The 25,980-nt window shown below is 66.6% G+C and carries 28 protein-coding genes and 2 pseudogenes; 18 read left to right on the top strand and 12 right to left on the bottom strand.

Annotated elements, in window-relative coordinates:
* Window positions 1-41: 41 nt before the first annotated feature.
* Window positions 42-914 carry an SDR family oxidoreductase gene (locus KXD97_RS17495; RefSeq protein WP_260751303.1) on the top strand — a complete coding sequence of 291 codons (873 nt, stop codon included), beginning with the start codon at window positions 42-44 and terminating at the stop codon, window positions 912-914.
* A 4-nt stretch (window positions 915-918) separates the two neighbouring features.
* Here the strand turns inward: KXD97_RS17495 and KXD97_RS17500 are convergent, their stop codons facing one another.
* The 4 genes from KXD97_RS17500 to KXD97_RS17515 are packed head-to-tail and all read right to left on the bottom strand — an operon-like array spanning window position 919 to window position 4,545.
* Complete coding sequence (locus tag KXD97_RS17500) at window positions 919-2,085, bottom strand: AAA family ATPase (RefSeq protein ID WP_260751306.1); 1,167 nt, start codon at window positions 2,083-2,085, stop codon at window positions 919-921.
* 36 nt (window positions 2,086-2,121) lie between these two features.
* Window positions 2,122-2,838 carry a GAF domain-containing protein gene (locus tag KXD97_RS17505; RefSeq protein WP_260751307.1) on the bottom strand — a complete coding sequence of 239 codons (717 nt, stop codon included), beginning with the start codon at window positions 2,836-2,838 and terminating at the stop codon, window positions 2,122-2,124.
* Window positions 2,839-2,866: 28 nt separating this feature from the next.
* On the bottom strand, window positions 2,867-3,931 hold the full coding sequence (locus KXD97_RS17510) for a DNA polymerase IV (RefSeq protein WP_260751309.1): 1,065 nt from the start codon (window positions 3,929-3,931) through the stop codon (window positions 2,867-2,869).
* Complete coding sequence (locus KXD97_RS17515) at window positions 3,928-4,545, bottom strand: TetR/AcrR family transcriptional regulator (protein ID WP_396884278.1); 618 nt, start codon at window positions 4,543-4,545, stop codon at window positions 3,928-3,930. The genes KXD97_RS17510 and KXD97_RS17515 overlap by 4 nt, the downstream gene beginning before the upstream one ends.
* A gap of 86 nt (window positions 4,546-4,631) precedes the next feature.
* Here KXD97_RS17515 and KXD97_RS17520 point away from each other — a divergent pair, with 86 nt between their 5' ends.
* A complete protein-coding gene (locus KXD97_RS17520; RefSeq protein WP_260751310.1) occupies window positions 4,632-5,183 on the top strand; it encodes an NAD(P)H-dependent oxidoreductase in 552 nt (183 codons plus the stop codon).
* Between the two features lie 74 nt (window positions 5,184-5,257).
* On the opposite strand, the gene KXD97_RS17525 is transcribed toward KXD97_RS17520, so the two are convergent.
* The 3 genes from KXD97_RS17525 to KXD97_RS17535 form a co-directional block, all read right to left on the bottom strand.
* On the bottom strand, window positions 5,258-6,766 hold the full coding sequence (locus KXD97_RS17525; RefSeq protein WP_260751311.1) for a PE-PPE domain-containing protein: 1,509 nt from the start codon (window positions 6,764-6,766) through the stop codon (window positions 5,258-5,260).
* Window positions 6,767-6,779: 13 nt separating this feature from the next.
* Complete coding sequence (locus tag KXD97_RS17530; RefSeq protein ID WP_260751312.1) at window positions 6,780-8,024, bottom strand: IS110 family transposase; 1,245 nt, start codon at window positions 8,022-8,024, stop codon at window positions 6,780-6,782.
* A gap of 232 nt (window positions 8,025-8,256) precedes the next feature.
* Complete coding sequence (locus KXD97_RS17535) at window positions 8,257-8,532, bottom strand: hypothetical protein (RefSeq protein ID WP_260751313.1); 276 nt, start codon at window positions 8,530-8,532, stop codon at window positions 8,257-8,259.
* 780 nt (window positions 8,533-9,312) lie between these two features.
* Between KXD97_RS17535 and KXD97_RS17540 the strand changes: the two genes are divergently transcribed.
* From KXD97_RS17540 to KXD97_RS17555, 4 genes are all read left to right on the top strand, one after another.
* Window positions 9,313-9,567: a redoxin NrdH gene (locus KXD97_RS17540; protein ID WP_260751315.1), complete on the top strand. Its 255-nt coding sequence runs from the start codon at window positions 9,313-9,315 to the stop codon at window positions 9,565-9,567.
* Window positions 9,568-9,644: 77 nt separating this feature from the next.
* On the top strand, window positions 9,645-10,115 hold the full coding sequence (gene nrdI, locus KXD97_RS17545) for a class Ib ribonucleoside-diphosphate reductase assembly flavoprotein NrdI (protein ID WP_260751316.1): 471 nt from the start codon (window positions 9,645-9,647) through the stop codon (window positions 10,113-10,115).
* Window positions 10,082-12,250, top strand: a complete 2,169-nt coding sequence (gene nrdE / locus KXD97_RS17550; protein ID WP_260751317.1) for a class 1b ribonucleoside-diphosphate reductase subunit alpha — start codon at window positions 10,082-10,084, stop codon at window positions 12,248-12,250. Before nrdI ends, nrdE begins: the two co-directional genes overlap by 34 nt.
* A 644-nt stretch (window positions 12,251-12,894) precedes the next feature.
* The gene (locus KXD97_RS17555; RefSeq protein ID WP_260751318.1) at window positions 12,895-13,059 is read left to right on the top strand and encodes a hypothetical protein; all 165 of its coding nucleotides are present in this window, start codon (window positions 12,895-12,897) and stop codon (window positions 13,057-13,059) included.
* Between the two features lie 82 nt (window positions 13,060-13,141).
* On the opposite strand, the gene KXD97_RS17560 is transcribed toward KXD97_RS17555, so the two are convergent.
* Window positions 13,142-13,522: a DUF5997 family protein gene (locus KXD97_RS17560; protein ID WP_260751319.1), complete on the bottom strand. Its 381-nt coding sequence runs from the start codon at window positions 13,520-13,522 to the stop codon at window positions 13,142-13,144.
* A 41-nt stretch (window positions 13,523-13,563) separates the two neighbouring features.
* Between KXD97_RS17560 and KXD97_RS17565 the strand changes: the two genes are divergently transcribed.
* The 7 genes from KXD97_RS17565 to KXD97_RS17595 all read left to right on the top strand — a co-directional run bounded on the left by KXD97_RS17565 (window position 13,564) and on the right by KXD97_RS17595 (window position 18,170).
* Entirely contained in the window at window positions 13,564-14,268 is a 705-nt protein-coding gene (locus KXD97_RS17565; RefSeq protein ID WP_260751320.1) for a LysR substrate-binding domain-containing protein, read from the top strand.
* A 135-nt stretch (window positions 14,269-14,403) separates the two neighbouring features.
* On the top strand, window positions 14,404-14,853 hold the full coding sequence (locus tag KXD97_RS17570; protein WP_396885454.1) for a hypothetical protein: 450 nt from the start codon (window positions 14,404-14,406) through the stop codon (window positions 14,851-14,853).
* Entirely contained in the window at window positions 14,850-15,551 is a 702-nt protein-coding gene (locus tag KXD97_RS17575) for an ABC transporter ATP-binding protein (protein WP_260751322.1), read from the top strand. Before KXD97_RS17570 ends, KXD97_RS17575 begins: the two co-directional genes overlap by 4 nt.
* Window positions 15,548-16,330: an ABC transporter permease gene (locus KXD97_RS17580; RefSeq protein ID WP_260751323.1), complete on the top strand. Its 783-nt coding sequence runs from the start codon at window positions 15,548-15,550 to the stop codon at window positions 16,328-16,330. Before KXD97_RS17575 ends, KXD97_RS17580 begins: the two co-directional genes overlap by 4 nt.
* Complete coding sequence (locus KXD97_RS17585; protein WP_260751324.1) at window positions 16,323-17,123, top strand: class I SAM-dependent methyltransferase; 801 nt, start codon at window positions 16,323-16,325, stop codon at window positions 17,121-17,123. The genes KXD97_RS17580 and KXD97_RS17585 overlap by 8 nt, the downstream gene beginning before the upstream one ends.
* Window positions 17,124-17,135: 12 nt before the next feature.
* Entirely contained in the window at window positions 17,136-17,834 is a 699-nt protein-coding gene (locus KXD97_RS17590; protein WP_260751325.1) for a metalloregulator ArsR/SmtB family transcription factor, read from the top strand.
* A gap of 3 nt (window positions 17,835-17,837) precedes the next feature.
* Complete coding sequence (locus KXD97_RS17595) at window positions 17,838-18,170, top strand: cupin (RefSeq protein ID WP_260751326.1); 333 nt, start codon at window positions 17,838-17,840, stop codon at window positions 18,168-18,170.
* Between the two features lie 3 nt (window positions 18,171-18,173).
* On the opposite strand, the gene KXD97_RS17600 is transcribed toward KXD97_RS17595, so the two are convergent.
* Genes KXD97_RS17600 through KXD97_RS17610 form a run of 3 tightly spaced genes read right to left on the bottom strand, consistent with a single transcriptional unit; the run spans window position 18,174 to window position 20,383 of the window.
* Window positions 18,174-18,590, bottom strand: coding sequence for a VOC family protein (locus tag KXD97_RS17600; protein ID WP_260751327.1), 417 nt, complete (start codon window positions 18,588-18,590; stop codon window positions 18,174-18,176).
* 34 nt (window positions 18,591-18,624) lie between these two features.
* Window positions 18,625-19,173 carry a hypothetical protein gene (locus KXD97_RS17605; protein WP_260751328.1) on the bottom strand — a complete coding sequence of 183 codons (549 nt, stop codon included), beginning with the start codon at window positions 19,171-19,173 and terminating at the stop codon, window positions 18,625-18,627.
* Window positions 19,174-19,201: 28 nt separating this feature from the next.
* Window positions 19,202-20,383 carry an NAD(P)/FAD-dependent oxidoreductase gene (locus KXD97_RS17610; protein ID WP_260751329.1) on the bottom strand — a complete coding sequence of 394 codons (1,182 nt, stop codon included), beginning with the start codon at window positions 20,381-20,383 and terminating at the stop codon, window positions 19,202-19,204.
* A 163-nt stretch (window positions 20,384-20,546) separates the two neighbouring features.
* Between KXD97_RS17610 and KXD97_RS17615 the strand changes: the two genes are divergently transcribed.
* From KXD97_RS17615 to KXD97_RS17625, 3 genes and pseudogenes are all read left to right on the top strand, one after another.
* Window positions 20,547-21,287, top strand: coding sequence for a TetR/AcrR family transcriptional regulator (locus tag KXD97_RS17615; RefSeq protein ID WP_260751330.1), 741 nt, complete (start codon window positions 20,547-20,549; stop codon window positions 21,285-21,287).
* 133 nt (window positions 21,288-21,420) lie between these two features.
* Window positions 21,421-22,167: a hypothetical protein gene (locus KXD97_RS17620; protein ID WP_260751331.1), complete on the top strand. Its 747-nt coding sequence runs from the start codon at window positions 21,421-21,423 to the stop codon at window positions 22,165-22,167.
* A 32-nt stretch (window positions 22,168-22,199) separates the two neighbouring features.
* A pseudogene (locus tag KXD97_RS17625) lies at window positions 22,200-22,571 on the top strand (LuxR family transcriptional regulator); the annotation flags it as partial.
* Between the two features lie 58 nt (window positions 22,572-22,629).
* Here KXD97_RS17625 and KXD97_RS17630 read toward each other — a convergent pair.
* Window positions 22,630-22,866, bottom strand: a pseudogene (locus tag KXD97_RS17630) (transposase); the annotation flags it as partial.
* Window positions 22,867-22,948: 82 nt separating this feature from the next.
* Here KXD97_RS17630 and KXD97_RS17635 point away from each other — a divergent pair.
* Both KXD97_RS17635 and KXD97_RS17640 read left to right on the top strand, forming a co-directional pair.
* Window positions 22,949-24,004: a tyrosine-type recombinase/integrase gene (locus KXD97_RS17635; protein ID WP_260751332.1), complete on the top strand. Its 1,056-nt coding sequence runs from the start codon at window positions 22,949-22,951 to the stop codon at window positions 24,002-24,004.
* Entirely contained in the window at window positions 24,001-25,956 is a 1,956-nt protein-coding gene (locus KXD97_RS17640; RefSeq protein ID WP_260751333.1) for a tyrosine-type recombinase/integrase, read from the top strand. Before KXD97_RS17635 ends, KXD97_RS17640 begins: the two co-directional genes overlap by 4 nt.
* The last annotated feature ends 24 nt before the right edge of the window (window positions 25,957-25,980 follow it).

The raw sequence follows: 25,980 nt of genomic DNA on the forward strand, positions 1-25,980 counted from the left end.
CCGCGGCGGTCGGCGACGCTTCCGCCGTAGTGTCGTTCCCCATGGCCAAGGGGAACAGAATCGACGGGTTCGCCGGCAAGCGGTGTCTGATCACCGGCGCCGCCAGCGGGATCGGGCGTGCGACCGCACTCAGGCTGGCTGCCCACGGCGCTGAGCTGTTCCTGACCGACCGGGACGCCGACAAGCTGGAGCTGACCGTCGCCGACGCCCGCGCGCTGGGGGGTGTCGTCTCGGCGCACCGCGCCTTGGACATCTCCGACCACGACGCGGTGGCGGCCTTCGGCGCCGACGTCCACGCCGCGCATCCGGCGATGGACGTCGTCATGAACATCGCCGGGATCTCGGCCTGGGGCACCGTGGACAAGCTGACCCATCGCGACTGGAAGTCGATGGTGGACGTCAACCTCATGGGTCCGATACATGTCATCGAGACCTTCGTGCCCCCGATGGTCCAGGCCCGCCGCGGCGGCCACCTGGTCAACGTGTCCTCGGCCGCCGGCATCGTGGCGCTGCCCTGGCATGCGGCATATAGCGCGAGCAAGTACGGGCTGCGGGGCTTGTCCGAGGTGTTGCGATTCGACCTCGCGCGGCACCGCATCGGGGTGTCGGTGGTGGTGCCGGGCGCGGTGCGGACCCCACTGGTGGATAGCGTGCACATCGCCGGCGTCGACCGCGACGACCCCAACGTCCAGAAGTGGACCGGTCGTTTCTCGGGGCACGCCGTGTCGCCGGAGGCGGCCGCGGAGACGATCCTCGACGGTGTGCTCAAGAACCGCTATCTGGTGTACACGTCCAACGACATCCGGGCGCTGTACCTGTTCAAGCGGACGATGTGGTGGCCCTACAGTCTCGCCATGAAGCAGGTGAACATCCTGTTCAGCCGGGCGCTGCGGCCGAAGGTCAAGCGCGGCTGACCTTTCAGCGGGTGCCCCATGCCCACGGTGGGGTGGTGAGCAGGCCCTGCTCGGCGACCTTGGTCTCGCCCCAGTCCTTGTAGAGCTCGATCTCCCAGGCGTCACCGTCCGATCCGATCGGCTCGGCGCCCAGGTGGTTGCGCAGCGCCGCGGAGTGCGTCACCACGATGACCTGCGTGCGCTCCGCAGCGGCCGCGATGAGATCGGCCAGCGGGCGCACCAGGTCGGGATGCAGTGAGGTCTCCGGCTCGTTGAGGACCATCAACGACGGCGGGTTGGGGCTGAGCAGTGCCGCCGCCCACAGCAGGAATCGCAGTGTGCCGTCGGAGATCTCGGCGCTGCGCAGTGGGCGCAGCATACCGCGCTGATGCAGGTTCAGGTCGAAGAGACCGTCGGTGACCGCGACCGACACCGTCGCGCCGTCGAACGCCTCGGCGACCGCGCGCGCGAGATCATCTGTGCCCGTCTCAAGGATCGTCTGGACCGCCGCGGCCAGGTCGGCGCCGTCGTCGGCGAGCACCGGCGTCCGGGTTCCCACCTGGGGCCGGCGCGCGGGAGCGCCACTGTCGGCGCGGAAGCCGTCGTAGAACCGCCAGTCCCGCAACCGTTCCCGGACACCCACCAACTCGGGCACCGCAGCGGCCCAATCGGCCAGCACGCTCCGATGAGCAGGAAGGTTGCGGGTGAGCGCGTCGAAACCCCGGCCGCTCTCGGCGGCCACCTCGACCAGACCACGCACGCGGCGCACCAGGGTGGCGGCCGGGCGGGCCACCGGTCCGGCGAACACCAACTCCCGCTTGACCTCCGGATCCCGGGTGAACGCCGTCCCGCCTGCCTGCGGCAGGCCCAGGTCGATCAGGTATCCGAAATCGTCTGATGCGTAACCCATCTCGATGGACACCGAGCGGGTGCGCGGGCCGCCCTGCGCGGTGCCGGTGCGCCGCGCGCCGCCCAGATGTTCCGGGCCCGCCCACATCGCCGATTCCACCCCGCCCTCGCGGGCGAACGACGCGATCACCTCGCCGCGGCCGCAGTCGGCGAGCAGATGCAGCGCGCGATACAACGACGACTTTCCGGTGCCGTTGGCGCCGGTGATGACGGTCAGCCGGCGCAGCGGCAGCACGAGTTCGCGCAGCGAGCGGTATCCGCGGATCGCGACAGTCCCGAGCATGCGTCCGAGCGTATTGCTACCGGCCGACGAGCCGATTCAGTCCGGGGGGATACCGAAGATCCGGGCGCGGATCATCACGACGAAATCCTCCAGCACTTGCAGGTGGCCCGACGTCCACCGGCGGGGATGAAGGTCCCACGCGCTCAACGTGCCGATCGTGTGGCCGTGGGCATCGGTCAACGGGAAACCCGCGTAGGCGACCACCAAGCCCTCACGCACCGCGTTGTGGTCGCTCAGGAGCGGTTCCTGCCGCGCGTCCTCCACGACGAGCGGTCTGCCGGAGATGACGATCTCGCGGCCCAGCGAGCCTTCCACGGATCCTTTCCGGGTGACCGCCAGGTCGCCGGTGAGGCCGATCGCGCTGCACATGTACTGGGTGTCCCGATCGACCAGGGTCACTGCGGCGCACGGCACCGCCAACGCCGCGACCACCATCTCGACCACCCGGTCCAGGCTCCGCGCGCGTTCGGCGTTCAGCATCCCGGTCTCATAGAGCGCATCCAGCCGTTCCGGGTCGGACATCACCGACCCGGCGGCCGCGTCGTCGATCCGATCAGGGGGCTGCAGACCGGACTCGCGGATGCGGATGAGCAGTTCGTGCAGGCCCTGGTCGCCGCGCCTGGCCCGTTCGACGGCCATCCGGGCGGCGACCGCCCGGCTGACGAACACGCCGACGCTCTCGCCGGCCTCGGTCGCCTCCCGGGAGAGTGCGTCGCTCATCCACTCGTCGAACCCCGGCACCGTGAACTGCATGGGCGCCACCGTATCGCGGGGGCGGAGTTCACTTCCCCGAATCGGGCATGACCAGCTCCAGGCGCACGCCGAGCAGCCGCACCGGACGGTCGAGATCGAACTGCTCGAGGAGCTCGAGCGCGGTGGCTACCACGGGATCACGGTCGGTGGTCGGCGCGGCGAGCTTGCGGATCTTGGTGCGGGTGTAGAAGGTGCTGGTGCGCACGGTGACCGCCACGCGGGTGACGATGCGCTGCTGCTCGACGACCTCGGCCAGCGTGCGCTGCGCCAGATCCACGACGGCCGCGGCCATCTCGTCGCGCTCGGCGATGTCACGCGCAAAGGTGACGATGTGACTGCGCGAGCGCGGCACCCACGGTTCGGCGCTGACGGTGGAGTCACCGCCGCCCTTGGCCAGCAGCAGGATCCACAGACCGGTCGTAGGACCGAACGTGGCGGTGAGCTCCGCCGGGTCGGTGCGCGCCAGCTCAGCCACCGTCGAGATATCCATAGCCGCAAGCTTTCTCGCGGTCTTGGGGCCTACCCCCCACAGCGCGTCGACCGGACGGTCACCCATGGTGAGCATCCAGTTGTCGTCGGTGAGGGCGTGCACACCCGCGGGCTTACCGAAACCGGTGGCCACCTTGGCGCGCTGCTTGTTGTCGCTGATGCCCACCGAGCACGACAAGCCCGTCTCGGTCGAGATCACCCGCTGGATCCGGTGGGCCAGGGCGACGGGGTCGTCCACCTGCGCTCCGAGGTAGGCCTCGTCCCAGCCCCACACCTCCACGGGGTGGCCGAGGTCGCGCAGCAGGTTCATCACTTGTTCGGAGGCCGCGTTGTAGGCGTCCGGGTCGGAGGGCAGGAACGTGGCGTCGGGACACCGGCGGGCCGCGGAGCGCAACGGCATCCCGGCGTGCACACCGAATTCGCGCGCTTCATAGGACGCGCAGGTGACCACTTTGCGCGGTTCGGTGGGGTCGCCGCTGCCGCCGACGATCACCGGCAGCCCGACGAGCTCGGGATGTCGGCGCAGCTCGACTGAGGCGAGGAACTGGTCGAGGTCGACGTGCAGGATCCACTGCCTGCCGGCGGTGGTCCCGGATGCGGTCACGAGCCGCAGAGTTTGCGCGCCACGGTCTCCCACGCATCCCCGAGTTCGTCGAGGGTGCGGTGCCGGTCGTGGATCTGGTGGTGCACGTAGTCGGCGTCGAGCAGTGCCAGCAGTGCGCTGGCCTGGGCGTCGAGGTCGCCTGTGGTTCCGGCGGATTCGAGAAGATGGCGGATATGGCTGTGGTGCAGCGTCATCGGCGCGTTGAACCGCATCTGAGGATCGCGGCTGACGTCGGCGAGCAGCGCGTGGTGGGCGTCGACGAATTTGAGGCGCTCCCTGCCGTAGGCCGTCAGGCGCTGCAGCGGGGGAGCCTGCGGTCCCAGCGGGGGCGGGCCGAACAGGAAGGCCTCCTGCTGGGCCTTCTCCGCTTCGTCGAGCAGGACGATCATCAGTCCCGCGCGGCTGCCGAACCGGCGGAAAAGGGTGCCTTTGCCCACTCCGGCGGCCGCGGCGATGTCGTCGGTGGTGACAGCCTCGGCGCCGTGTTCGTCGACCAGCCGACGCGCCGCGTCGATGAGCAGCGCCCGGTTGCGCGCCGCATCGCCTCGTTCGGACAGTCCCGGCCGGCTCACCGGCAGCGCCGGTGCGCCATTACGGTTCTCCGCCACGCTCACCTCGCAACTTTAACTCAGCCGGAATAGAACGGACTGTGGTCCGGTTGGTTGGTGCAAGGATCGAACAGACCAAGGAGAGGGCCGCGATGACCGAGGGCGCGAACAACACCGTACTGGTTCTGGTGGGCAGCTTGCGGGCTGCATCGGTGAACCGGCAACTGGCCGAACTGGCTGTGGAGAGCGCTCCCGACGGTGTGATGCTGGAATGGTTCGACCGACTCGGCGACCTGCCGTTCTACAACGAGGACATCGACAACGACGAGGTGGCCGAACCGGTGGCCGCTCTGCGCGCCGCCGCCGCCCGGGCCGATGCCGCGCTCGTGATCACCCCCGAATACAACGGCAGCATTCCGGGCGTGTTGAAGAACGCGATCGACTGGCTGTCACGCCCTTATGGCAACGGCGCGCTCAACGGCAAGCCGCTGGCGGTCGTCGGTGCGGCACTGGGGCAGTACGGCGGGGTGTGGGCGCACGACGAGACCAGGAAGTCGTTCGGCATCGCAGGCCCGCGCGTGGTCGAGGATCTCGACCTGTCGATCCCCACCAAGACGCTCGACGGCAAGCACCCGCGGGAGAACGCGGAGGTGGCGGGCCGCCTGCGCGACATCGTGGGCAAGCTGGTCGCCGAGATCGCCTGAACGGGTCGCGGGTCTCGCGTCGCGCGGTCCCGCAGGGCTGCCTTCCGTACCAGCTCACTAGGAACGCCTGCCGTTCAAGCGGCTCCCTTGTCTGACGAACCGGGTCGACTCGTCGGCGGCGTGGTGTCACCGCTGCCGTCTGGCGCCCCTCTTTCCGCGCAGTCGCTCGATGTTCTCAAGCCGGGATCGGCAGCGTGCGATGACGTGGCTGACGACGGGGTATCGAACGTGAAGGATGTCGGTATCCGTTTCAACTTGCTTGTGAATGCCTCCCGTAACGCCGATTCAGCGGTCAGATCTGGGGTCTCGTCAGCGGCGGCGTCGTCAGTGGTGCCGCCAGCGGTGACGTGGTCAATGGCATTGGCGTCGGGTAAGGGCGCGTCAGTCGCCGACAGGAGTTCGTCCGTCGCGGTGACTTCTTGAGTCTCGATGGACCCGTCGTCCAATCCGACAGTTGCTACCAGCGGCGTCTCCGACGGTTGTCCGTCTGACGAATTCCGCCCTTCCTGGACAGCGACTGTCGTTGCATCGCTCTGGGTCGGGTTCACGCTTCGGGAGGTGTTTGTGGCAACCGTGGACATGTGCTCGCCGCGCGAGTGCGCTGATGCCGCCACGGCGGGGTCGGAGACGGCATGCGGCGCGTCGCCGGTGTGCGCCGCTTCGGTCTCGGCTGCGTTGATGTTCACATCGTCACGGTCTGTCGAGGTGGCCGGCGCGGACGTCTTCACCACCGGCGGCAGGCCCAGGAGGGCCGCCGCATTGTTGATGCCCTCTCCTACCGCGTTGACGAGGTCGACGATGAGCTTGACCGGGTCGAACTTCGGGATCAACCGCGCCGGGGTGGGGTCCCAGGGCGGGATGGTGCGGTCATAGCCGAGTTCGACAAGCACCCGGAAGAACGGCTCCACCACATCGATCAGTGGCTCTGGCACACCCAGCGTGCGCAGCGGACCGAACAGCGGCAGATCCGGATTCTCGAAGACGTAGTAGCTGGTGTCGCCGTGTGTGCCTCGGAAGGCAGGAGACTTCGTCGGCTCCTGGGCGGGCAGGCTGACGTCGAAGATGTGTGTGTGCACGTAGAGGACGCCCAGAATGGCATTCAGGTCGGCGAGCAGATTGAGGGGATACAACGGGAAATCGGTGAATCCGTCGTACTGCCGGGCGATCTCGATCGTGTCGAACGGGGTGTCGGTTGCGGCGGGGCCGTTGAGGAGAAGATCCAGGACCGGAATGTAGAGGCCGGGAAAGCGGGAGGCCAAGCCGCCGTTGGGCAGATTGGGGTCACCGCTGAGCACGAAGTCGATGTCGGGGATGTGGTCTTCGGTCCCGCCCGGATACTGTTCGGCCAGCCTGCGCTTCACTACGTTCGCGACCCCGGCGCCCTGCGAGACGCCGTAGACGACCCGGTGGTCGTTGTCGTTGGCCGCGATCGCCGCCTCCAGGCTGTCCGCACCTTTCTGCAGTGATTGATTGGCGGTCAGGTCGAAGAGTCCGGACAGTTTCCACCACGGTTCGTCCGGCCACGCCGGCCCACCGGGGCCGAACAGTCGCTCGTCACCCAGCGCGAGTCCGATGAGACGCATGAGTTGCCCTGTGTCAAGCCGCCCTGGGTTGATCCTGGTTGATCAGCTTTTGGAGGGCCCTGTGTTGGGTGGGATCGTAGGCGACTTCGTCGTGCCAGCAGTGCCAGAGGATGTAGAGCCAGGCGCGGGCGAGGATGCGCACGGCGTGGGGGTGGTCGTGTCCGCGGGCTCGGGCGCGGTTGTAGAGATCGGCAGCCCAGGGGTTGGCTCGACGACTGTCACCGGCGAAATCGCATACGGCGTCGCGGAGTTGTTTGTCTGCAGCCCAGCGGAATCCGACGTGTTTGACTTTCCCGGACTGGCGGGTGGAGGGGGCGACTCCGGCCAGGCACGCCAGCGATTCGGGGGTGGGGAACCGTGCGCGGCAGTCGCCCATTTCGGCGAGCAGTCGGGCGGCACGGAAGGTGCCCGAGCGGGGCAGGCTGGTGAAGATATGAGCATCGGCGTGAGCGTCGAGTTGCTCGGCGATGCTCTGGTCGAGGGTTTTGATCTGGGCGCTCACAGTGCTCAACACCTCGACGAAGGTCGCGGTGATGGTGGCACCGTCGATACCGGTGGCGCCGCGAGGCGCGGCGGTGAGTCGTCGGTGCAGTTCACTGGCGTGGGTGCGGCCGCTGTAGCCAACGCTGGCCAGCCAGTTGGCCATCCGGGTGACCGAGAGCCAGTCGGCGCGGTCCTGGCAGTCAAAGCGGGCCAAAAAGGCCAGGCTGATCGGCGAGTCGATATCGGCGAACAGCCCGATCGCGCCGGGAAAGACGATCATCAGATGAGCCCGCAGCTGGTTGGCGATCGCCACGCGGTGAGCGACCAGATTTTTGCGGGCTCGACAGGTCTGACGCAGGGCGACGGTGGCCGGGCTGTCGGGCTGCAGGGGCCGCAGCCGGGTCCGGTCGGTGCGCAAGGTGTCGGCCAGGACGAACGCGTCGAAGCGGTCGTCTTTGTTGCCGGCCGATCCGTAGCGCCCGCGCAGGTTCTTCACCTGGTTGGGACTGATCACCACGACGGTGATCCCGGCCTCGAGCAGGGCATCTACAACCGGACCGTCGGGGCGTTCGATGGCGACTTCTCCGACACCGACGCGCTGCAGTGTGGTGAGCAGATCACGCAGCCCAACGGCGTGGTGACCGATCGTTTTGCGGGTGATCTCGCGGCCTTTGGCATCGACGATCGAGACCGCGTGATCATCGCGGGCCCAGTCGATTCCACAGGTGAGCCCATTGGTGGGTTCCGTTGGCAGGGTATTTCGGGCAGACTTCATGACAGCCTCCTCGCTGCTAAGCCCAGTGGGGAGGCACCCTTATGTGCAGGTTCCGGGGCACGACTGCCGGTTCGCTCACTGAGCGGCGCTCGGTGGCGCATAGCCCTGTCGACGGTCAACGCGCCCCGGGTAACCACTGGCCTCCGCAGAACTCATGCTGGACATCGAATGTGTCGAGCGAGCAGGGCGATAGATCAGCGGCACCTCGGGTGCATCGGCAATCCATCCAAGATCACCGACACAAGGATGGTGCACCAGTGAGCCCGGTGATGGGCCAGAACTCTTCGGGCGTGGTCACCTTGACGTAGTCGATGTCGCCCGGATGGGTCGGGGCGATGTACTGGTCCTTGACGATGTCGACGACGGTGTCGTCCGGCGTGGGGCAGGTGGTGCCACACATGATCAGCGCGGTGGTGTCGGCGGACATGTCGACGGCGGGTGGGCTTGTCAACGGCGGCCCCAGCGGGGCTGTGGCCACCACCAGCATCGCGCTTGCGATGGTCGCCATCCTTCGTGCGAAGGAGCTGAGGCGACGACGCTGTCGTTGCCGGGCGGACACCGATGACCGAACCGGACATAGGTGCGTTTTGATTGTCATTTCCGCCCCGGCTCAGCTCAGGGCACGACCTCGACACCGGGTCGTACCGACACATACAAGATCGTCGCCTGCGGCGGAGCAGAACCCCTCAGTAGTCAGGTACCTATAACTGTCGGATCCGCAGGTAACTGTCGGATCCGCAGGCTCGAAGGTGGCTGGGGTACGCCCGCCCGGGCGCCGCGCGATCGTGTCCCGCCCGGGGATCGGGTGGTGCCGAGCGGGTGCACGAACACGCGCACGGTGGCGCGCTGTCTGACATGCGTTTCTCGATGTTTGCTGGCAGCGTGTGGCCGTCTTGGCACTGGCGCAGGGATGTCGGTGGGTGCTGATAGATAGGTGTGTCATGGCATCCTTTGCGCCGCGACACGCCGGTGTGACATGCGACACGCCGGTCCGTGCGCCTCCGAAGTGCTTACGACCTGGGAATTTCAGAAATGTCATTCAGAACATCTTGTATCCCTTCTGAATGTCGGCCACTAGGTGTAGTGTTTCGAACACCGACGGACCCCCAAGATGTGGGGTCGGCCGGAGCCAGAAGTGCCGGCGCCGTCGGGTCCCCGATACACCAGCACTCGGCCCGGACGGCCTGGAATTTTAGGCGCCGTCGGACCGCTGATAACAGCGAGAAGCACCACCGAAGCAGTTGCCAGCCCGTTTTGCCCCACCTTGGCGTTAGGAGCCGTACCGCAGATGACTCAGCCAGCACCCGTCACCGTGTACACCAAGCCGGCCTGCGTGCAGTGCAACGCCACCTACAAGGCCCTGGACAAGGCGGGCATCGCCTACGACGTCGTCGACATCAGCCTGGACAACGAGGCCCGCGACTACGTGATGGCCCTGGGCTACCTGCAGGCACCGGTTGTGGTCGCGGGCAACGACCACTGGTCGGGCTTCCGTCCCGACCGGATCAAGGCGCTGGCAGGCGCCGTCAGCGCAACGGCATGACGGGGGTGGCCACCGGCCACCACTGAGCAGTACGCGGGTAATCGGGATCGGACAGACCGGAAGCGGAGGGGGCCAGCATGAGCAATCTCGTCTACTTCTCCAGCGTCTCGGAGAACACGCACCGCTTCGTTCAGAAGCTGGAGATTCCGGCCACCCGGATTCCGATCCACGGGCGCATCGAGGACCCCGAGGTCGTCCGAGAGCCCTACGTGCTGGTGCTGCCCACCTACGGTGGCGGGCACGCCATTGGTCCCGATCCCGATCGCGGGGGCTACGTGCCCAAGCAGGTGATCGCCTTCCTCAACAACGAACACAACCGGTCGTTGATCCGCGGCGTCATCGCCGCGGGCAACACCAACTTCGGCGCCGAATTCGGATACGCGGGGGTTGTCGTCTCCCGTAAGTGTGGCGTCCCTTTCCTGTACCGATTCGAACTCATGGGAACCACGGACGACGTGTTCGCCGTCCGTGCGGGCCTGAGTGATTTTTGGGCCGACGCCCGGAAGGACCAGACGTGTCACCAACCGTCACAGCTGCAGAACCTGTAACCACCGGCGCGCACGCGCTTCCGGGGGAGACGGATTACCACGCGCTCAACGCGATGCTGAATCTCTACGACGCCGACGGCAAGATTCAGTTCGACAAGGACGTGCAGGCGGCGCGCGAGTATTTCTTGCAGCACGTCAACCAGAACACGGTGTTCTTCCACAGTCAGGATGAGAAGCTCGACTACCTGATCGAGAAGGAGTACTACGAGCGCGAGGTGCTCGACCAGTACTCGCGCAACTTCGTCAAGGAATTGCTGGATCGCGCGTACGCCAAGAAGTTCCGGTTCCCGACGTTCGTCGGCGCGTTCAAGTACTACACGTCCTACACGCTCAAGACCTTCGACGGGAAGCGCTACCTGGAGCGCTTCGAGGACCGCGTGGTGATGGTGGCGCTGACCCTGGCCGCCGGCGACACCACGCTGGCCGAGAAGCTCGTCGACGAGATCATCGACGGCAGGTTCCAGCCGGCCACCCCGACATTCCTGAACTCGGGCAAGAAGCAGCGCGGCGAGCCGGTGAGCTGCTTCCTGCTGCGCATCGAGGACAACATGGAGTCGATCGGCCGCTCGATCAACTCGGCGCTGCAGCTGTCCAAGCGCGGTGGCGGAGTCGCGTTGCTGCTGACCAACATTCGCGAGCACGGCGCGCCGATCAAGAACATCGAGAACCAGAGCTCCGGCGTCATCCCGATCATGAAGCTGCTGGAGGACTCGTTCTCCTACGCCAACCAGCTCGGTGCCCGCCAGGGTGCCGGCGCGGTGTACCTGCATGCCCACCATCCCGACATCTACCGCTTCCTGGACACCAAGCGGGAGAACGCGGATGAGAAGATCCGGATCAAGACGCTGAGCCTGGGCGTGGTGATTCCCGACATCACCTTCGAGCTGGCCAAGAAGAACGAGGACATGTATCTGTTCTCGCCGTACGACGTCGAGCGGGTCTACGGCGTTCCGTTCGCCGACATCTCGGTCACCGAGAAGTATTACGAGATGGTCGACGACGCGCGGATCCGCAAGACCAAGATCAAGGCGCGCGAGTTCTTCCAGACCCTGGCCGAGCTGCAGTTCGAGTCGGGCTACCCGTACATCATGTTCGAGGACACGGTGAACCGGGCCAATCCCATCGCGGGCAAGATCACCCATTCGAACCTGTGCTCGGAGATCCTGCAGGTCTCGACGCCGTCGGAGTTCAACGACGACCTGTCCTACAAGAAGGTCGGCAAGGACATCTCCTGCAACCTCGGGTCGCTGAACATCGCCAAGGCGATGGACTCACCGGACTTCGCGCAGACCATCGAGGTCGCGATCCGGGCGCTGACCGCGGTGAGCGACCAAACCAGCATCACGTCGGTGCCCTCGATCGAGCAGGGCAACAATGACTCTCACGCGATCGGGCTGGGGCAGATGAACCTGCACGGCTATCTGGCGCGCGAGCGGATCTTCTACGGCTCCGACGAGGGCGTGGACTTCACCAACATCTACTTCTACACGGTGCTCTACCACGCGCTGCGCGCGTCGAATCGCATTGCGATCGAGCGGGGTACGGCGTTCAAGGGCTTCGAGAAATCCAAGTACGCGTCGGGGGAGTTCTTCGACAAGTACACCGATCACGTGTGGGAGCCCAAGACCGACAAGGTGCGTCAACTTTTCGCCGATGCCGGCATCCGCATCCCCGATCAGCAGGACTGGACGCGGCTCAAGGAGTCCGTACAGCAGCACGGCATCTACAACCAGAACCTGCAGGCCGTCCCCCCGACGGGCTCGATCTCCTACATCAACCATTCGACGAGCTCGATCCACCCGATCGCCAGCAAGGTCGAGATCCGCAAGGAAGGCAAGATCGGGCGGGTCTATTACCCGGCGCCCTACATGACCAACGACAACCTGGAGTACTACCAGGACGCGTACGAGATCGGCTACGAGAAGGTCATCGACACCTACGCCGCAGCCACCCAGCACGTCGACCAGGGATTGAGCCTGACGCTGTTCTTCAAGGACACCGCCACCACCCGCGACGTGAACAAGGCGCAGATCTACGCGTGGCGCAAGGGCATCAAGACGCTGTACTACATCCGGCTGCGCCAGATGGCCCTCGAAGGCACCGAGGTCGAGGGTTGCGTCAGCTGCATGCTGTAGGGCGATACGACTGAGACAAGTATTGGTGAAGGATGATCATGAGTGATCAAGGTGACAGTCCGCTGTTTATACTCGGCGTACCTGAACTGCGAAAGCGGCTCAAGCTGGCCGGCTTTCGCGGAAGCGTGCGGGCCCTGAGCGCCGTAGATGGGTTGCCTAACGCAGAAGCACTATGTGCGTACATTCGGTGTTCGAGAAGTGACGTCCACGAGGTATTCATCAACACGCGGGCGCTTTGCAGCCACCACCACCTAACTGTCGACGTATTGGACCTTGTAAATGCTTACAGAACCGGCAATCTCGATCGTGGATGGAATCGCTTGCCTAACGGCGACGCCTCGACAGGGGTCCTGACACGTGAAGCCGCGGCTGAGGCAGGTATTTCTGCAGATGACTGTGCGCCGAACCCATATCGAAGCGCGGGCTAGCGCCGCGCTCGATAACGCTGAGTTCGTCTGTGGAACCACGTACGTTGGGGCGGCAAATTGGCTGGCTACGCATATGCCGCAGGAAGCGTCAACATGTGATGACTGACAAACTTTGACTGCTGGCGTGAACGTAGCTTGATGGTTCAGCCTGTACTTGTCCATCCCTAGCCGCTCTGACAGCGTCTCGGATGGGTTTGTGAGCCAAAAGGCTCCTTGGTGTCGACCACGGCCGAAGTTGTCCTGATCATCGTGCTGGTATTCGGGATCGTGCTGGTGATTTTCGCGGCGATCTATGCCTGGAAGAAGTGGGTGAACGGCACTTGGTTCGAGCAGCGCATTGACCGGTTTTTTGATCGGCTCAACGATCTGTTCGGCCTTTAAGCAAGGCGCCAGCGCCTGACTGTGGGCCTTAGATACGCGATCTGGTGATCATGCGCGCATAAGGCCCAAAGTCGGCGGCGGCTCAGCTGTCGCGTTCCGCTCGTAGAGACTTGAGGCGACGTTGCTCGCGGAGCACCGCCTGGTAGCTCTCGCGTTCGGCCGTCAGCCATTCGGGCTTCTCTTCGAGCAGGGCGTTGATCTGCTCGGTGGTGAGCGCACCGTCGACGTCGTTGCGGGCCAACGCCGCGATCGAGACGCCGAGCTTGGCAGCGACGAGGTTCTTCGGGTGCGGCCCGTTCTTGCGCAGATCGGTCAGCCACTGCGGCGGGTCGTCCTGCAGCGCGGCCAGCTCGGCGCGGGTGATCGGATTCTGCTGGAAGTCCTCGGGCGTCGCGGGCAGGTAGACGTCCAGCTTCTTCGCCGCGGTCGCGGGCTTCATGGACTGCGCGTTCGGCCTGCTCATGGCTAGAGCTTAACGACGACACCCGCCGGTAGCCTGATGCGGTGACCCGGCCCTCGCTGACCCTCGGATACGTCCCGGGTGCGACGCCGGGAAAATGGGCGCGAACCTGGACGGACCGCCACCCGGAGGTGCCGCTGCACCTGCGCAGTGTCACCGCCGCCGACGCCGTCGCCGCGGTCCGAGACGGCAGCGTCGACGTCGCGGTGCTGCGATTGCCCGCCGACCTTTCGGGTCTCGCCGTCATCCCGCTGTACGAAGAGACGACGGTCGTGGTGGTGCCGGTCGAGCACGTGCTGACCGCGGCCAACGAGGTCGACCCGGGTGAGTTGCTCGACGAAGCCATCCTGACTCCGCTGGACACCGTCGTGGACTGGCCGCACGCGCCCGGTGACCCCGTCGAGCATCGGCCCAAAACCACCGAAGCGGCAACGGAACTCGTCGCAGCTGGGCTCGGGGTGCTCCTCCTGCCTCAGTCGCTGGCCCGGCTGCATCACCGCAAGGACCTCACGTATCGACCCGTGGTCGGCGCTCCGACCTGCTCGGTGGCGCTCGCCTTCCCCGAGGGACCACAGTCGGAAATCCTCGAGGAGTTCATCGGGATCGTGCGCGGTCGCAAACCCGGCTCGTCCCGCGGGCAGGCCGCACCGGAGCGCAAGCGGACGGCGCGGGAGAAGACGCTGGCCAAACAGGCAGCCCGCGCCGCCGCGGGGAAAGTCACGCGCAAGCCCGGGCGCGGCCGTCGCTGACCCATGGTCCAAGGTAAGGCTTGCCTCTATCGGCGTGTGCTCCTACATTAAGCGGAAAGTTTTCCGGTTAATTAGGGGTGAGACATGGCCCGACGGCTACGCGCGACCCAGGCGGCGGTGACGGCCTCGGTCGCCATGGCGTTGGCGACGGTCACAGCGCCCGCTGCGACTGCCGATCCCGCGGTTCACGCCGACCCGATGGCAGCAGATGACTTCGCGATCATCTCCGAGGTGCCCTCGCTGGCAGAACTCGACGCACAGATTCGTCTCCTGGTCGCCTCGCCCGCCCCGGATGACGTCAAGGCCGCGCAACTGGAGGGCGGTTCGCGCGCCGTCGTGGTGCCGAAGATGATCTACCGCGTCGGCTTCTTTCGGCCGCCCAGAGGGTCGAGCATGGTCACCGGCCCCGAGACCCACGAGCCGGACAGGCACACCGCGGTGATCAACGCGAGTCGGCAGGGTGCGCCGACCGTGCAGGTCGTCGCCGAATGGCGGCGTATCGACGGCCGGTGGAAGCTGGCGAGCAAATCACTGTGCAACGGCATCAAGACGATCGGCCTGCCGGTCCCGTGCAACTTCGAATGATCGAAACATCGTTTCTCGCCAAGAGTTTCGGCTCCACACTGGTGCTCGACGGCGTCTCCGTCGAGCTTCCGGCAGGTACGGTGACGGCACTGCTGGGCCTCAATGGAGCAGGCAAGACCACGCTTCTGCGGCTGATCGCGGGACTGGATCGCCCGGACCGCGGCACCGTCACGGTGAACGGTCGCCCGCCCAACGGGGACCCCGATCAGGTCGGTGTTCACCTCGGCCCCGGCGCGCTCGATCCGCGCCAGACGGTCGTGCGGCACCTCAGGTGGCTGGCTGCGCTCGCCGGTGCTGCGGCGGACAGGGTCACCGACGTTCTGGAGGAAACCGGGCTTTATACGCAGCGCCGGGAGCGGATCGGCGCGCTGTCGCTGGGCGCCAGGCAGCGGCTGTCCATCGCGGGCGCGCTGTTGTGCCGGCCACGGGCGTTGCTGTTCGACGAACCGCTCAACGGCCTCGACGTCCCCGGGATCGTCTGGTTCCGTGGGCTTCTCCGACGACTCTCCGACGACGGGTGTGCGGTGGTCGTAGCGACGCATCTGCTCGCCGAAGTCGTGCTGTCCGCCGATCACGTGCTGCTGCTCGACAGCGGCCGTCCGCGAGTACACGGTGCCCTCGATGACGTCATACCCACCGGCTACGAACCGCGCGATTGGTTGGAATCGGCACTGCTCGATGCGGCGATGTACGCATGAGCGTGGCACCAGTGGTGCGCGGTGCGCGCGCCGAGATGGTCCGGACGGGCGGCCGGAGTCGGCTGTGGACGGTCCTGATCCCTGCCGCGGTGGTGCTGCCGGCGGTGATCACGTTCGCGATCGCGATCGCCGCCGAGACCTTCGCGCGCATACCGGGGCAGATCTCGGTCCTGCAGGTGCCGACCTCCAACGCGGCCTATTGGGTGATCACCGTCACCACCGCGGTGGTGGCAGTGGCCGCCTCCGACGGGCAGGCCTGCGAGAGTCGTTACCACACTGGGGAATACGTTCGCCTGGCGGCTCACCGCCAGTGGCCGGTACTGGCAGGCCGGTGGTGGTTCTACGGCACGCTCGGCGCTGCGGCCGCCGCCCTCACGCTTCTCGCGGTGCTCCTGTTACTGCCGGTGGCCTCGCCGCACGTCTACGGATCGGTGTCGGCGACCGATCCGGTGGCACAGCGGCTGCTGTGGACCGTGCCGCTGCTGAGTTTCTTCGCCGCCGGCGCCGGTATCGGCGTCGGCGCGCTGACCCGGTCGCCGCTCGGCTCCGCGGCGGTGATCCTGTTGTGGGTGTACGCGGTTGAATCCGCCGCGGGATATCTCCCCAGTGGCGCGTTCCTGCAGCGGTTCATGCCGGTTCTCAACGGCGTCTACGCCACCGGCCAGGACGCGGTGCTCATTCCTCCGTGGAGCCAGAACGCCGCTCTGCTCTACGTGTGTTCACTGTCCACGGCGATCTTCCTGGTCGCCGCTGTCGAAAGGACTGTCCGCCATGGCTGATTCACCTCTCCCGCTCGCCGAGCGGGGTGACGCCGACCTTCCCGGCCACTGGCTGCTGGCCCGACTGGGCAAGAGAGTGTTGCGCCCGGGCGGGCTGGAGCTGACGACGCGTCTGCTTTCGGCCGCGCGTATCGAGGGCGCAGACGTCGTCGAGCTCGGGCCTGGACTCGGCCGCACGGCGACCGACATCGTCGCCCGGAAACCGCACTCCTACGTCGGCGTCGACGACACCGCCGCGGCGACCGAACAGGTGCGCTCCATCGTCGCCCCGGTCGGTGGCACGGTGGTCGTCGCCGACGCGGTGTCGACCGGGTTGCCCAAGGCCAGCGCTGACGTGGTGGTCGGCGAGGCCATGCTCACCATGCAGGGCGACAAGGCGAAGCGTGCCATCATCGGCGAAGCGTTCCGTGTGCTGCGGCCGGGCGGCCGTTACGCGATCCACGAGTTGGGGCTGACCCCCGACGGCCTGTCCCAGGACATCAAGGACGACATCCGCCGCGACATGTCGCGGGCCATCAAGGTCAATGCCCGCCCGCTGACCACTGCCGAGTGGACCACGTTGCTCACCGACGCGGGCTTCGAGATCTCGCGCGTCGACCACGCGCCGATGGCGCTGCTCAACCCGGCACGCGTGCTCGCCGACGAAGGACCCCTCGGTGCGCTGCGCATCGTGGGCAACTTGATCCGGCGTCCTGCGGCACGTCGGAGGGTCATCGGCATGCGCAAGACCTTCCAGCGGTACCGGCACTCGCTGACCGCCGTTGCGGTCGTCGGCGTCGTACCTGGGCAATGACACACTTGACTCATGGCAGTGGTGAGCAGCGCCGCCGGCGAGACGCGGGACCGCGCAGCGGGCCGCCAGCGCCACAGGGTGCTGGGTCTGTTACGGGAAGCCGACGGTCCGGTCGATGCCCAGGGTGTCGCCGATCTGCTGCAGATCCACATCACCACAGCGCGGTTCCACCTGTCGACACTGGAAGCCCAGGGGTTCGTGCGGCGCGCGGGCAGTCGCAAATCGGGAGCCGGGCGGCCCAAGCTGACCTACGAGCCGGCGCCACGACTCGACTACGCCGACATCGTGTCGCTGTTCGCGACGCATCTCGGTGGCACCGCCGAGGAGCGGGAAACGCGAGCACGCCGCATCGGGGCAGACCTGGCGCACCGCGTGCGGCTGGCCAGGGCCCGCGACGAGACCTCGGTCGGAGACCTCGTCGTGGCGACGCTGACCGAGTTGGGTTTCCAGGTGCGTTCGGTGATGTCGTCCTTCGGTGAGGTGACGGTGCAACTGTGCACCTGCCCCCTCGCTGAGGTCGCCAAGACCGCACCCGAGGTGGTTCGCGGTATCCAGCAGGGATTGATCCAAGAGGTGATCGACCTCAACGCCGACGCGGTCGGCGGCCGCTACGGTGTGGCGGTGACACCGGATCCCCATGGGGGTTCGTGCGAAGTCGGATTGGTGCTCCGCCCTACACGTGTGGTGGCGGACGACAGTGAAGGAGTGTGAGTCATGGACGTGGTGTCCCTGAAAGAGACCGCAGCCGAACAGCTCGAGGCTGCTCGCAATGCGCGCGCGGGCCGGGCCGCGCACACCGTGTACGGCGGGCACGAACACAAGTTGCGCCAGACCGCGATCGCGCTGCTGGCCGATCAGCGCCTCGACGATCACGAAAGCCCGGGTGAGGCAACACTTCTGGTGCTACACGGCCGGGTTCGCCTCAATACGTCGAGCGCATCGGCCGAACTCGGCGAGGGTGAGTACCTGATCATCCCCTCGGAACGGCACAACCTTGCCGCGCTGGAGGATTCCGTGATCCTCCTGACCGTCGTCACCGGGATCTGACCCTCAGATCGACAAGGTGCCGTCGTCGTTGATGGTCCACTCCGGGTTCAGTGCGACCTCCCAGACGTGGCCGTCCGGATCGGCGAAGTAACCCGAGTAACCGCCCCAGAACACCCGTTCGGCGGCCTTGAGGATTGTCGCCCCCGCGGCGTGCGCCTGGGCGAGCACCGCGTCGACATCGGCTTCGGTGCGCTGATTGATCGCGATGGTGATACCGCTGAACCGGCCGTCGACAGGATGGTGCGCATCCGCGGCGAGGTCGGCCCGTCCGAACAACGCGAACGCGAGGCCGGGCAGCTGATAGAACACGACGCCGTCCGGAGCGGCCTTCGGCACCCAGCCCAGACCCTGTTCGTAGAACCGACGCGCACGGACGAGGTCGTCGACGCCGAGGGTGATCAGGCTGATGCGTTGCTCCATGAACGCACGGTAGCCCGCGGCGGCGACATCTCACTCAGCCCAACAGCGTCGACCAGAACTCGACGGTCACTGCTGCCTGCCTCGCGTCCGGCTCGACCGTCCCGAACTCGGCGGAGACGTAGTCGGCAAGGTTCGCGCCGCGGATGACGACATCGGTGCGCACCACCGACAGCACCGGATGCCCGGACAATCCATGGCCGGCCGGCAGGTAGTGGTGAGAACAGATCGGCACCAGCATCGGCGCACGCTCCAGGTGGTAGCGCGCGGTGCGCAGCGCGTGCTTCGTCTGCGCCGGCCGCCGACCCCAGCCGTCATACCAGAACCGATCCCACTCGACGGCGAACAGCACGCCCACGATGGGCAGTTGCAGCCGTCTGGTCAGACTTCTGCGGCCTTCGGCGCGCCAGTTCGGCCACGACCCGCCCGTGGGCAGTCCTGCCGCCAGGAACGCGCGGTGATCGTCGGCGAACTCGACACCCACCTCGTGCTCGACACGGTCCAATTCGTCGTCGGACATGCCACGCTCGATCGTCACGGTGCCTGCTGCGTCGAGGCGCCGAGCAGCCTCGGCTCCGAGGGTCACCGCGGCTTCGTACACAGGACGTGCCGATTCAGAAGCTGTGCTGCGGACCCTGGGCCTTCTTGTACAGCGCCTTGAGCATTCGGTCACGGAACGCCGCGTTGTCGATGAGCTTCACGCCGGCGTTGGCCAGCTTGGGCTGTCCGATCAACTTGTGCATGTAGCGGCCGCGCCGATACTCCCTGCCCCACGCAGCCTCCATGCGCTGCGCGTAGTTGGTGAAGTCGTCGGGACCGCCGTTGGTCAGCGCCGCCACCGCGCATTCGCCTGCGGCCAAACCGGATTCGAGCGCCTTGGAGATGCCCGCGCCGGAGGCCGGCTTGCCCGCCCCCAACGAGTCACCGGTGAACAGCACGCCGGGACGCCACGGCGGCCACGCGGTGAAGCCCATCGGCAACCGCCACGCGCGCACGCTTTTGTTCTTCTTGAGCTCCTCGATCGGCGGCAGATCCCACTCGCGCGGCAGCGTGCGCAGGAAGTCGCCGAGGAACTGCGTGGCATTGATCGACTGCCAGTTCTTGTAGCTGTTGACGTAGCCCAGCCCGATGTTGAAGAGTCCATTGCCCATCGGGAACACCCAGCCGTATCCGGGCAACTGGTCGCCCTGGAACATCAGCTTCAGGTAGATGTCCAGCGAATCGGAGTCCGGGCGGTTGGCCGGCATCTCTGAGCGGATCGCGATCGCGGAGTAGCCGTTGTACTCGGAGTCGATCTTCAACGCCCGCTTGATGGGGGAGTAGGCGCCGTCGGCGGCGATCACCGCGTCGCCGTACACCTTCTCGCCGCTCTTGAGCACCACACCGATCACCCGTCCGGTGGCGTCGAACTCCGGCCCGGCGACCTCGGCGCCCTGCCGGATCTCGGCCCCGGCCGACTCCGCGTGCTTGAGCAGCACGGTGTCGAGGTGTTCCCGGCTCACGGTGTGACCGTGGTCGGGCATGCCGGGACGTTTGGGGAACGACAGCTCCCAGCGGCTCGGGCTGAACACCGTGACCCGGTTCACCCGGTGATAGGTGGCGACCTCGTCGGCCAGGCCCATCTTCTGCAGGTAGCTGACCGCACGGGCGGTCAGACCGTCACCGCAGGGCTTGGAGCGGGGAAACTGTGCCTTGTCCAGTACCACTACCTTGGCACCGGTCTGCGCTGCCTGCCACGCGGCGGCTGACCCGGAGGGTCCTCCACCTGCGATGACCACGTCGTATCGCTGCGTCATGAATCTCTCTCGTCGAGCGGCTGTCGCTGGAGATAGTACCCAAACTCCCTGTATGTGCGCGGCGGGCGAATTCGCCTGGCCACACCGGGTCATGACGGTGAGCCGAGTGTGACGTCACGCGGTCTTAGCAGGTCAGCAACGCTGGGGCGGGTACAGTGATCGCGTGCGACGAGGGTCGAGGACGCGTTCCTCCGAAGAGCCGGGTGCCAAGGTGGACGCCCGCAGCGAACGCTGGCGTGAGCACCGCAAGAAGGTGCGTTCGGAGATCGTCGACGCCGCGTTCCGGGCCATCGACCGGCTGGGACCCGAGGTCTCGCTGCGCGAGATCGCCGAAGAGGCCGGCACCGCCAAACCCAAGATCTACCGCCACTTCACCGACAAGTCCGACCTGTTCCAGGCGATCGGTCAGCGCATGCGGGACATGCTGTGGGCGGCGATCTTCCCGTCGATCAACCTCTCCACCGATGCCGCGCGCACCGTGGTGTACCGGGCCATCGAGCAATACGTCCGACTGGTCGACGAGCACCCCAACGTCATCCGTTTCCTGATGCAGGGCCGCTTCGCCGAGCAGAGCGAGTCGGCGATGCGCGCACTCAACGAGGGCCGCGACATCACATTGGCGATGGCCGACATGTTCAACAACGAGCTCAGCGACATGGAGCTCGACTACGCGGCCTTCGAACTCGCCGGGTTCGCGACCTTCGGGGCGGCGGCTTCGGCCACCGACTGGTGGTTGGGCCCCGAGCGCGACAGTCCGCGGCGGCTGCCGTCGGAGAAGTTCGTCGACTACCTGACCACCATCATGGTCGGCTCCATCAACGGCACCTGCGAGGTGCTGGGCATCAAGATCGACCCTGACGTGCCGCTGCACGAGGGCGTCAAACGCCGCGAAGAGGTCGCCTGACCCTCTTCGCCGAGATCGCGTTCCACGTGCACTTTTCGCGCGAACCGCCGCGCGGAATGCAGTTTCGGCGGGTCCGGAAATTGAGGCAGATGCCTCATGTGGCGCGACGGGCGCGCGCCGACGATCTACAGGCATGAACACCTACCTCACCCCCCGGGCCGCCGCCGCGGCCGTTACCGCACATCCCGTCCTTCCCGCCGGAGACGACGAACGCTTCGTCGGGTTCGGCATCATGGGGCTGCCCTTCTCGAACGGCCACTACCTGGCGTTGCGACAGTTCCCCGCAACGACTTTCGCACCCGCCTACGTCTCCGTCTGGCACCGAGACCCGGCATGCACGTGGACCTTCTACGCCACCACACCCGGCCAGCAGAGTTGCGCGCGGTACTTCAGCTCGGCAACCCCCAACGATCCCGTGCAGTGCGACATCGGCCTGACCTGGGAGTCGCCGTGGTCGGTGCGCATCGAGATCCCCGGACTGCTCCGATGGACGGTCGAGATGCGCAACACCTGGGCCACCCGGCTGATGACGTCCATCGGCGGGCGGCTGCCGGAGTCGGCGTGGACCAATCCGTCGACGCTGTCGCTGATCAGCCGGATCGCCGGCCCCACCCTCGGGGTGGGCGACATCCGGCTCACCGGCACCGCCGCCAACGGCCAGCGCTACATGGTCGCCCCGAGAACGGTGTGGGCTGTCAGCGCGTCTGAGGCGATGCTGCGCGGTCAGGACCTCGGTCCGATCGGCCCGTTGTTGCGCCAGGCCCGGCTCGGGGACTTCCGGCTTCCGCAGCGCGGCATCGGCGTGATCGGGTCCGGCCACTTCGAGAACTTCGACGCCGATCGGCATCGGGCCGCCGAGCGCACCGTGGCGTTCGGCTGACCAGTGCGAGCGTGAACAGGCAGAATCAGCGGATGGCGCCGCCGGCCGAGCATCCGGCCCGATCGCCCAGCAGAGCCGAACTGCTGGCGGCGCTGTCCATTGCCATCGACCTCGGGCTCGGGCAGCCGGCCGAGCACATGCTGCGGTCGGCGGTCATCGCCACCCGGATCGCCGACCGGCTGGGATTGGACCGCGCCGAGCGCGACTGCTGCTACTACATCGCGTTGCTCATGTGGATCGGATGTCACGCCGATTCGCACGAGTACGCACGCTGGTTCGGTGACGACATCGCCGTGCGGCATGACTCCTACCTCGTCGACTGGTCGGGTCTGCCGTACCTGCGGTTCCTACTCGCCAACACCGGCCGGGGACAGCCGCTGCTGCACCGATTGAGCGTCATGGCAAGGTCAAGTCCATGGGCGTGGTGTACGACGCTGTCGTGTGATTCTTCGAGTTAATGGTTCAGGCGGTCAGTGCCGCGGGGGTGGCCTCCTGTTCGGTCGGGGTGTCGTTGACGGCGCGTGATTTGCTGAGGACGTCGAGGCCGAGGTAGCGCCGGGATTCAGCCCATTCGTCGTGTTGTTCGGCCAGCACGGCGCCGACGAGGCGGATCAGGGCGTTGCGGTCGGGGAAGATGCCCACGACGTCGGTGCGGCGGCGGATCTCTTTGTTGAGCCGATCGGTTAACCGGCCCTCCCACGACACGACTGTGGATGCGGCGTGAGGTTCGAGGCCGCGGGTCATGTGTGGCGCATGCTGGCGGGGCCGAGAGGGGTAGGCGATGACTGTTCGGGTGCGCACCAGCAGTGACGGCTATGTGATCGATGGCCCGTGGGAGGGGTGCGCAGCGGCAAACGCATTCCTGGTGCATCTGGCCGGACGCGGGTTCAGTGCGGCGACGGTGCGGGCGTATGCGTTCGATGTGCTCAATCTGGCTCGGTTCCTGCTGGACCGTGATCTCGCGGTGGCGGCGGTGACGCCGGTGGAGGTGTTCGAGTGGATCGACTGGCAGGATGTGCGCCGTGACCACCGGCGCAGCCCGGCGAGAAGGAATGGCGGGAGCGCGGCGGCATCGACGGTCAACCGGCGGGTCTCGGCGGTGCGGGCGTTCTTCGAGTACCTGGTGATGACCGGGACGCGCTCCGAGAACCCGGTGCCCTCACCGCGGCGCGGGCAGGGGCTGAGACCGGTGGCGCGGGGACTGCTCGGGCATCTGGGCCCGGGTCGGCCTCGGGCCGGAGGCCGGCTGGTGCGGCAACCGCGGTTACTGCCCGAGTCTCTCGATGCCAATGCAGTCGAGCGGTTCGTGGCGTCGTTGCGAACCCACCGGGATCGGGCGATGGTGTGGGCGATGCTCTTTGGGGGCCTGCGCAGCGCCGAGGTGCGGTCCTTGCGGTTGGCCGACATCGACTTCGGTCGACGGCGGGTGCGGGTGCTTGGTAAAGGCTCGAAGGAGCGGGTGGTACCGGTCGATGCAGCATTCTTCACCGAACTGTCGGCCTATCTGCGCCTCGAACGCCCACCAGGGTTGACGACCGAGGAGTGTTTCGTGGTGCTGCGCGGACCCTCCGCGGGGGCCCCGGTCACCGAGGCCGGACTGCGGTCACTGTTTCGGCGGCACCGAGACCTGTCTGGTGCGACGAGGGTACGTCCACACCGGCTGCGCCATACCTACGGCACCGAACTCGCCTCTGCTGGAATCGATCTGATGGCGCTGCGGGAGTTGATGGGCCACGTGTCCCCGGAAACCACCGCCGGATATGTGCACCTGTCGGTCGAGCAACTCGCCGCCGAATACGGTGCGGCTCGCGCCAGCCTTGCCGGGACACGACGATGACCACCCAGACGCTCGCATCGATGGACCTGCTGGCTGACCCGGATGCGGTGCTGGACGACTATCTCGAACACGTTGCCAGCCTTGGTCTCAGTAGCAGGTCGGTGCGTGGCCGCACCCGCGGCGCGAGCACCTTCCTGACCGAGCACCCGGATCTGCGGGACTGGATGACCAGACCGGCGGTCGAGCGGTTGGCCGATCTGCGCAACAACGGGGCCTGGCCACTGCTGTGTCATGTCATTGGCCGGGGCGAGTTGCGCCTCGACCTCGAACTCGCGGCCGTCAAGAACCTCACTGGTCTGGGACGAGCCGTCGAGGACCGTGACCCGGGCGGATTCGCCGCCGTGCGCACCGCCGGGCTGGCCTTGGGCTGGACACCACAGTGGATCGAGACGGTCTTGGGTGAATGTCTGGCGGTGCTGCTCGCCTGGCACGGCGGACTCGTCGACGATGTCGACAACGGCACGGTCGACAAGTTCGACACCGCGCTGGCTGCCACACAATCGATTCCGGCATCGTCGAGGCGCGCCTACCGCAACCGGATAGCCGGGTTGCGGCAGATGCTTTTTCAGGCTCGCATCGTCGATACACCACCACGGCGGCGGCGTTGGGCCCGCAGCTACGCCCAACGCTTCGCCGACGTGGCGATGACTGACCTGATCCGGGAGACGCTGCTGCGTTATGTCACCGTCCGGGCATCGGTGCTGCGTCCGAAATCCGTCGAATCGTTGATCAACGATTTGCTGCCGTTCGCGGACTATCTCACCACCACTCATCCCGAGCTCACCTCGTTCGGGGATCTGGATCGCAGTCACATCGAGGGTTTCCTGGTCTGGAATCGCGCCCGCACCTGGCGTGGACAACGCGCCGCCGCCGGCGCCGGACGCACCATCTCCAAGGCCGTGATCCAATCGACGGTACTGAGCGTGCGCAACCTACTCGACGACATCACCGAATGGGGCTGGGAGCAGGCACCGCCGCGTCGTCTGGTCTTCGCCGTCGATATCCCGAAACTCGATCAACCCCTGCCGCAGGCCCTACCACCTGATATCGACGCCGCGGTGATGAACGCGGTTGCCCAGCTGGAGGATACGTTCGCCCGCGTCGGGCTGACAGTGCTTCGCGGGGCAGGGCTGCGGATCGGGGAGCTGCTCGACCTCGAACTCGGCAGCGTCGTCGACTACGGACCCGCCGGCACCTGGTTGAAAGTTCCGTTGGGCAAGCTCGCCACCGAACGCATGGTTCCGCTCTCGGCCAACACCATTGCCGCATTGGACCAGTGGACCAGCAGACGTGGTGTTTGCCGCCCACTGCCGCATCCCCGTACCGGAGCGCCTACCGATTTCCTGTTCGTTGCGCACGGCCGCCGTCTCGGACAGACGCGGTTACGCAATGGCCTGCTCGCCGCCATCGAGTCCTGCGGGCTGCGCGGGACCGGCGGCGCACCGCTGGTGGTAACCCCGCATCAGCTACGCCACACATGGGCCACCGAGCTCGCGAACGCAGGCATGAGCCTGCAGGCCTTGATGGCACTGCTCGGACATGTCACCCCGCAGATGACTTTGCGTTACGCCACCTTGGCCTCACCGACGCTGCGCGATGCCTATGACCAGGCCATGGGAAAGATGCGACGACAGTTCACTCTCACTCCGGTCGGCAAACCCATCGTCCCCGATGCGGTCAGCTGGCTCGGTAGTGAGATGCTCAAAACACGTGTCGCCCACGGCTACTGCGCCCGCCACCACAGTGCCGGCGCCTGCCCCTATGCCAACATCTGCGAAACCTGCGACAACTTCGTCACCGGCCCCGAGTTCCGAGGCGCACTCGAAGCGCAACGCACCGACATCCAGACTCTCGAAGCAGATGCCCGCGCCCGTGGCTGGCTCGACGAAGCCGCCCGTCACCACCGTGTCGCCGAGGCGTTGACCGACCACCTGCACCGCCTCGACCGCTGACCAATCGACCACCGAGAGTTGATC

Origin of the sequence: Mycobacterium sp. SMC-8, assembly GCF_025263565.1 — a bacterium.
Lineage (GTDB): Bacteria > Actinomycetota > Actinomycetes > Mycobacteriales > Mycobacteriaceae > Mycobacterium.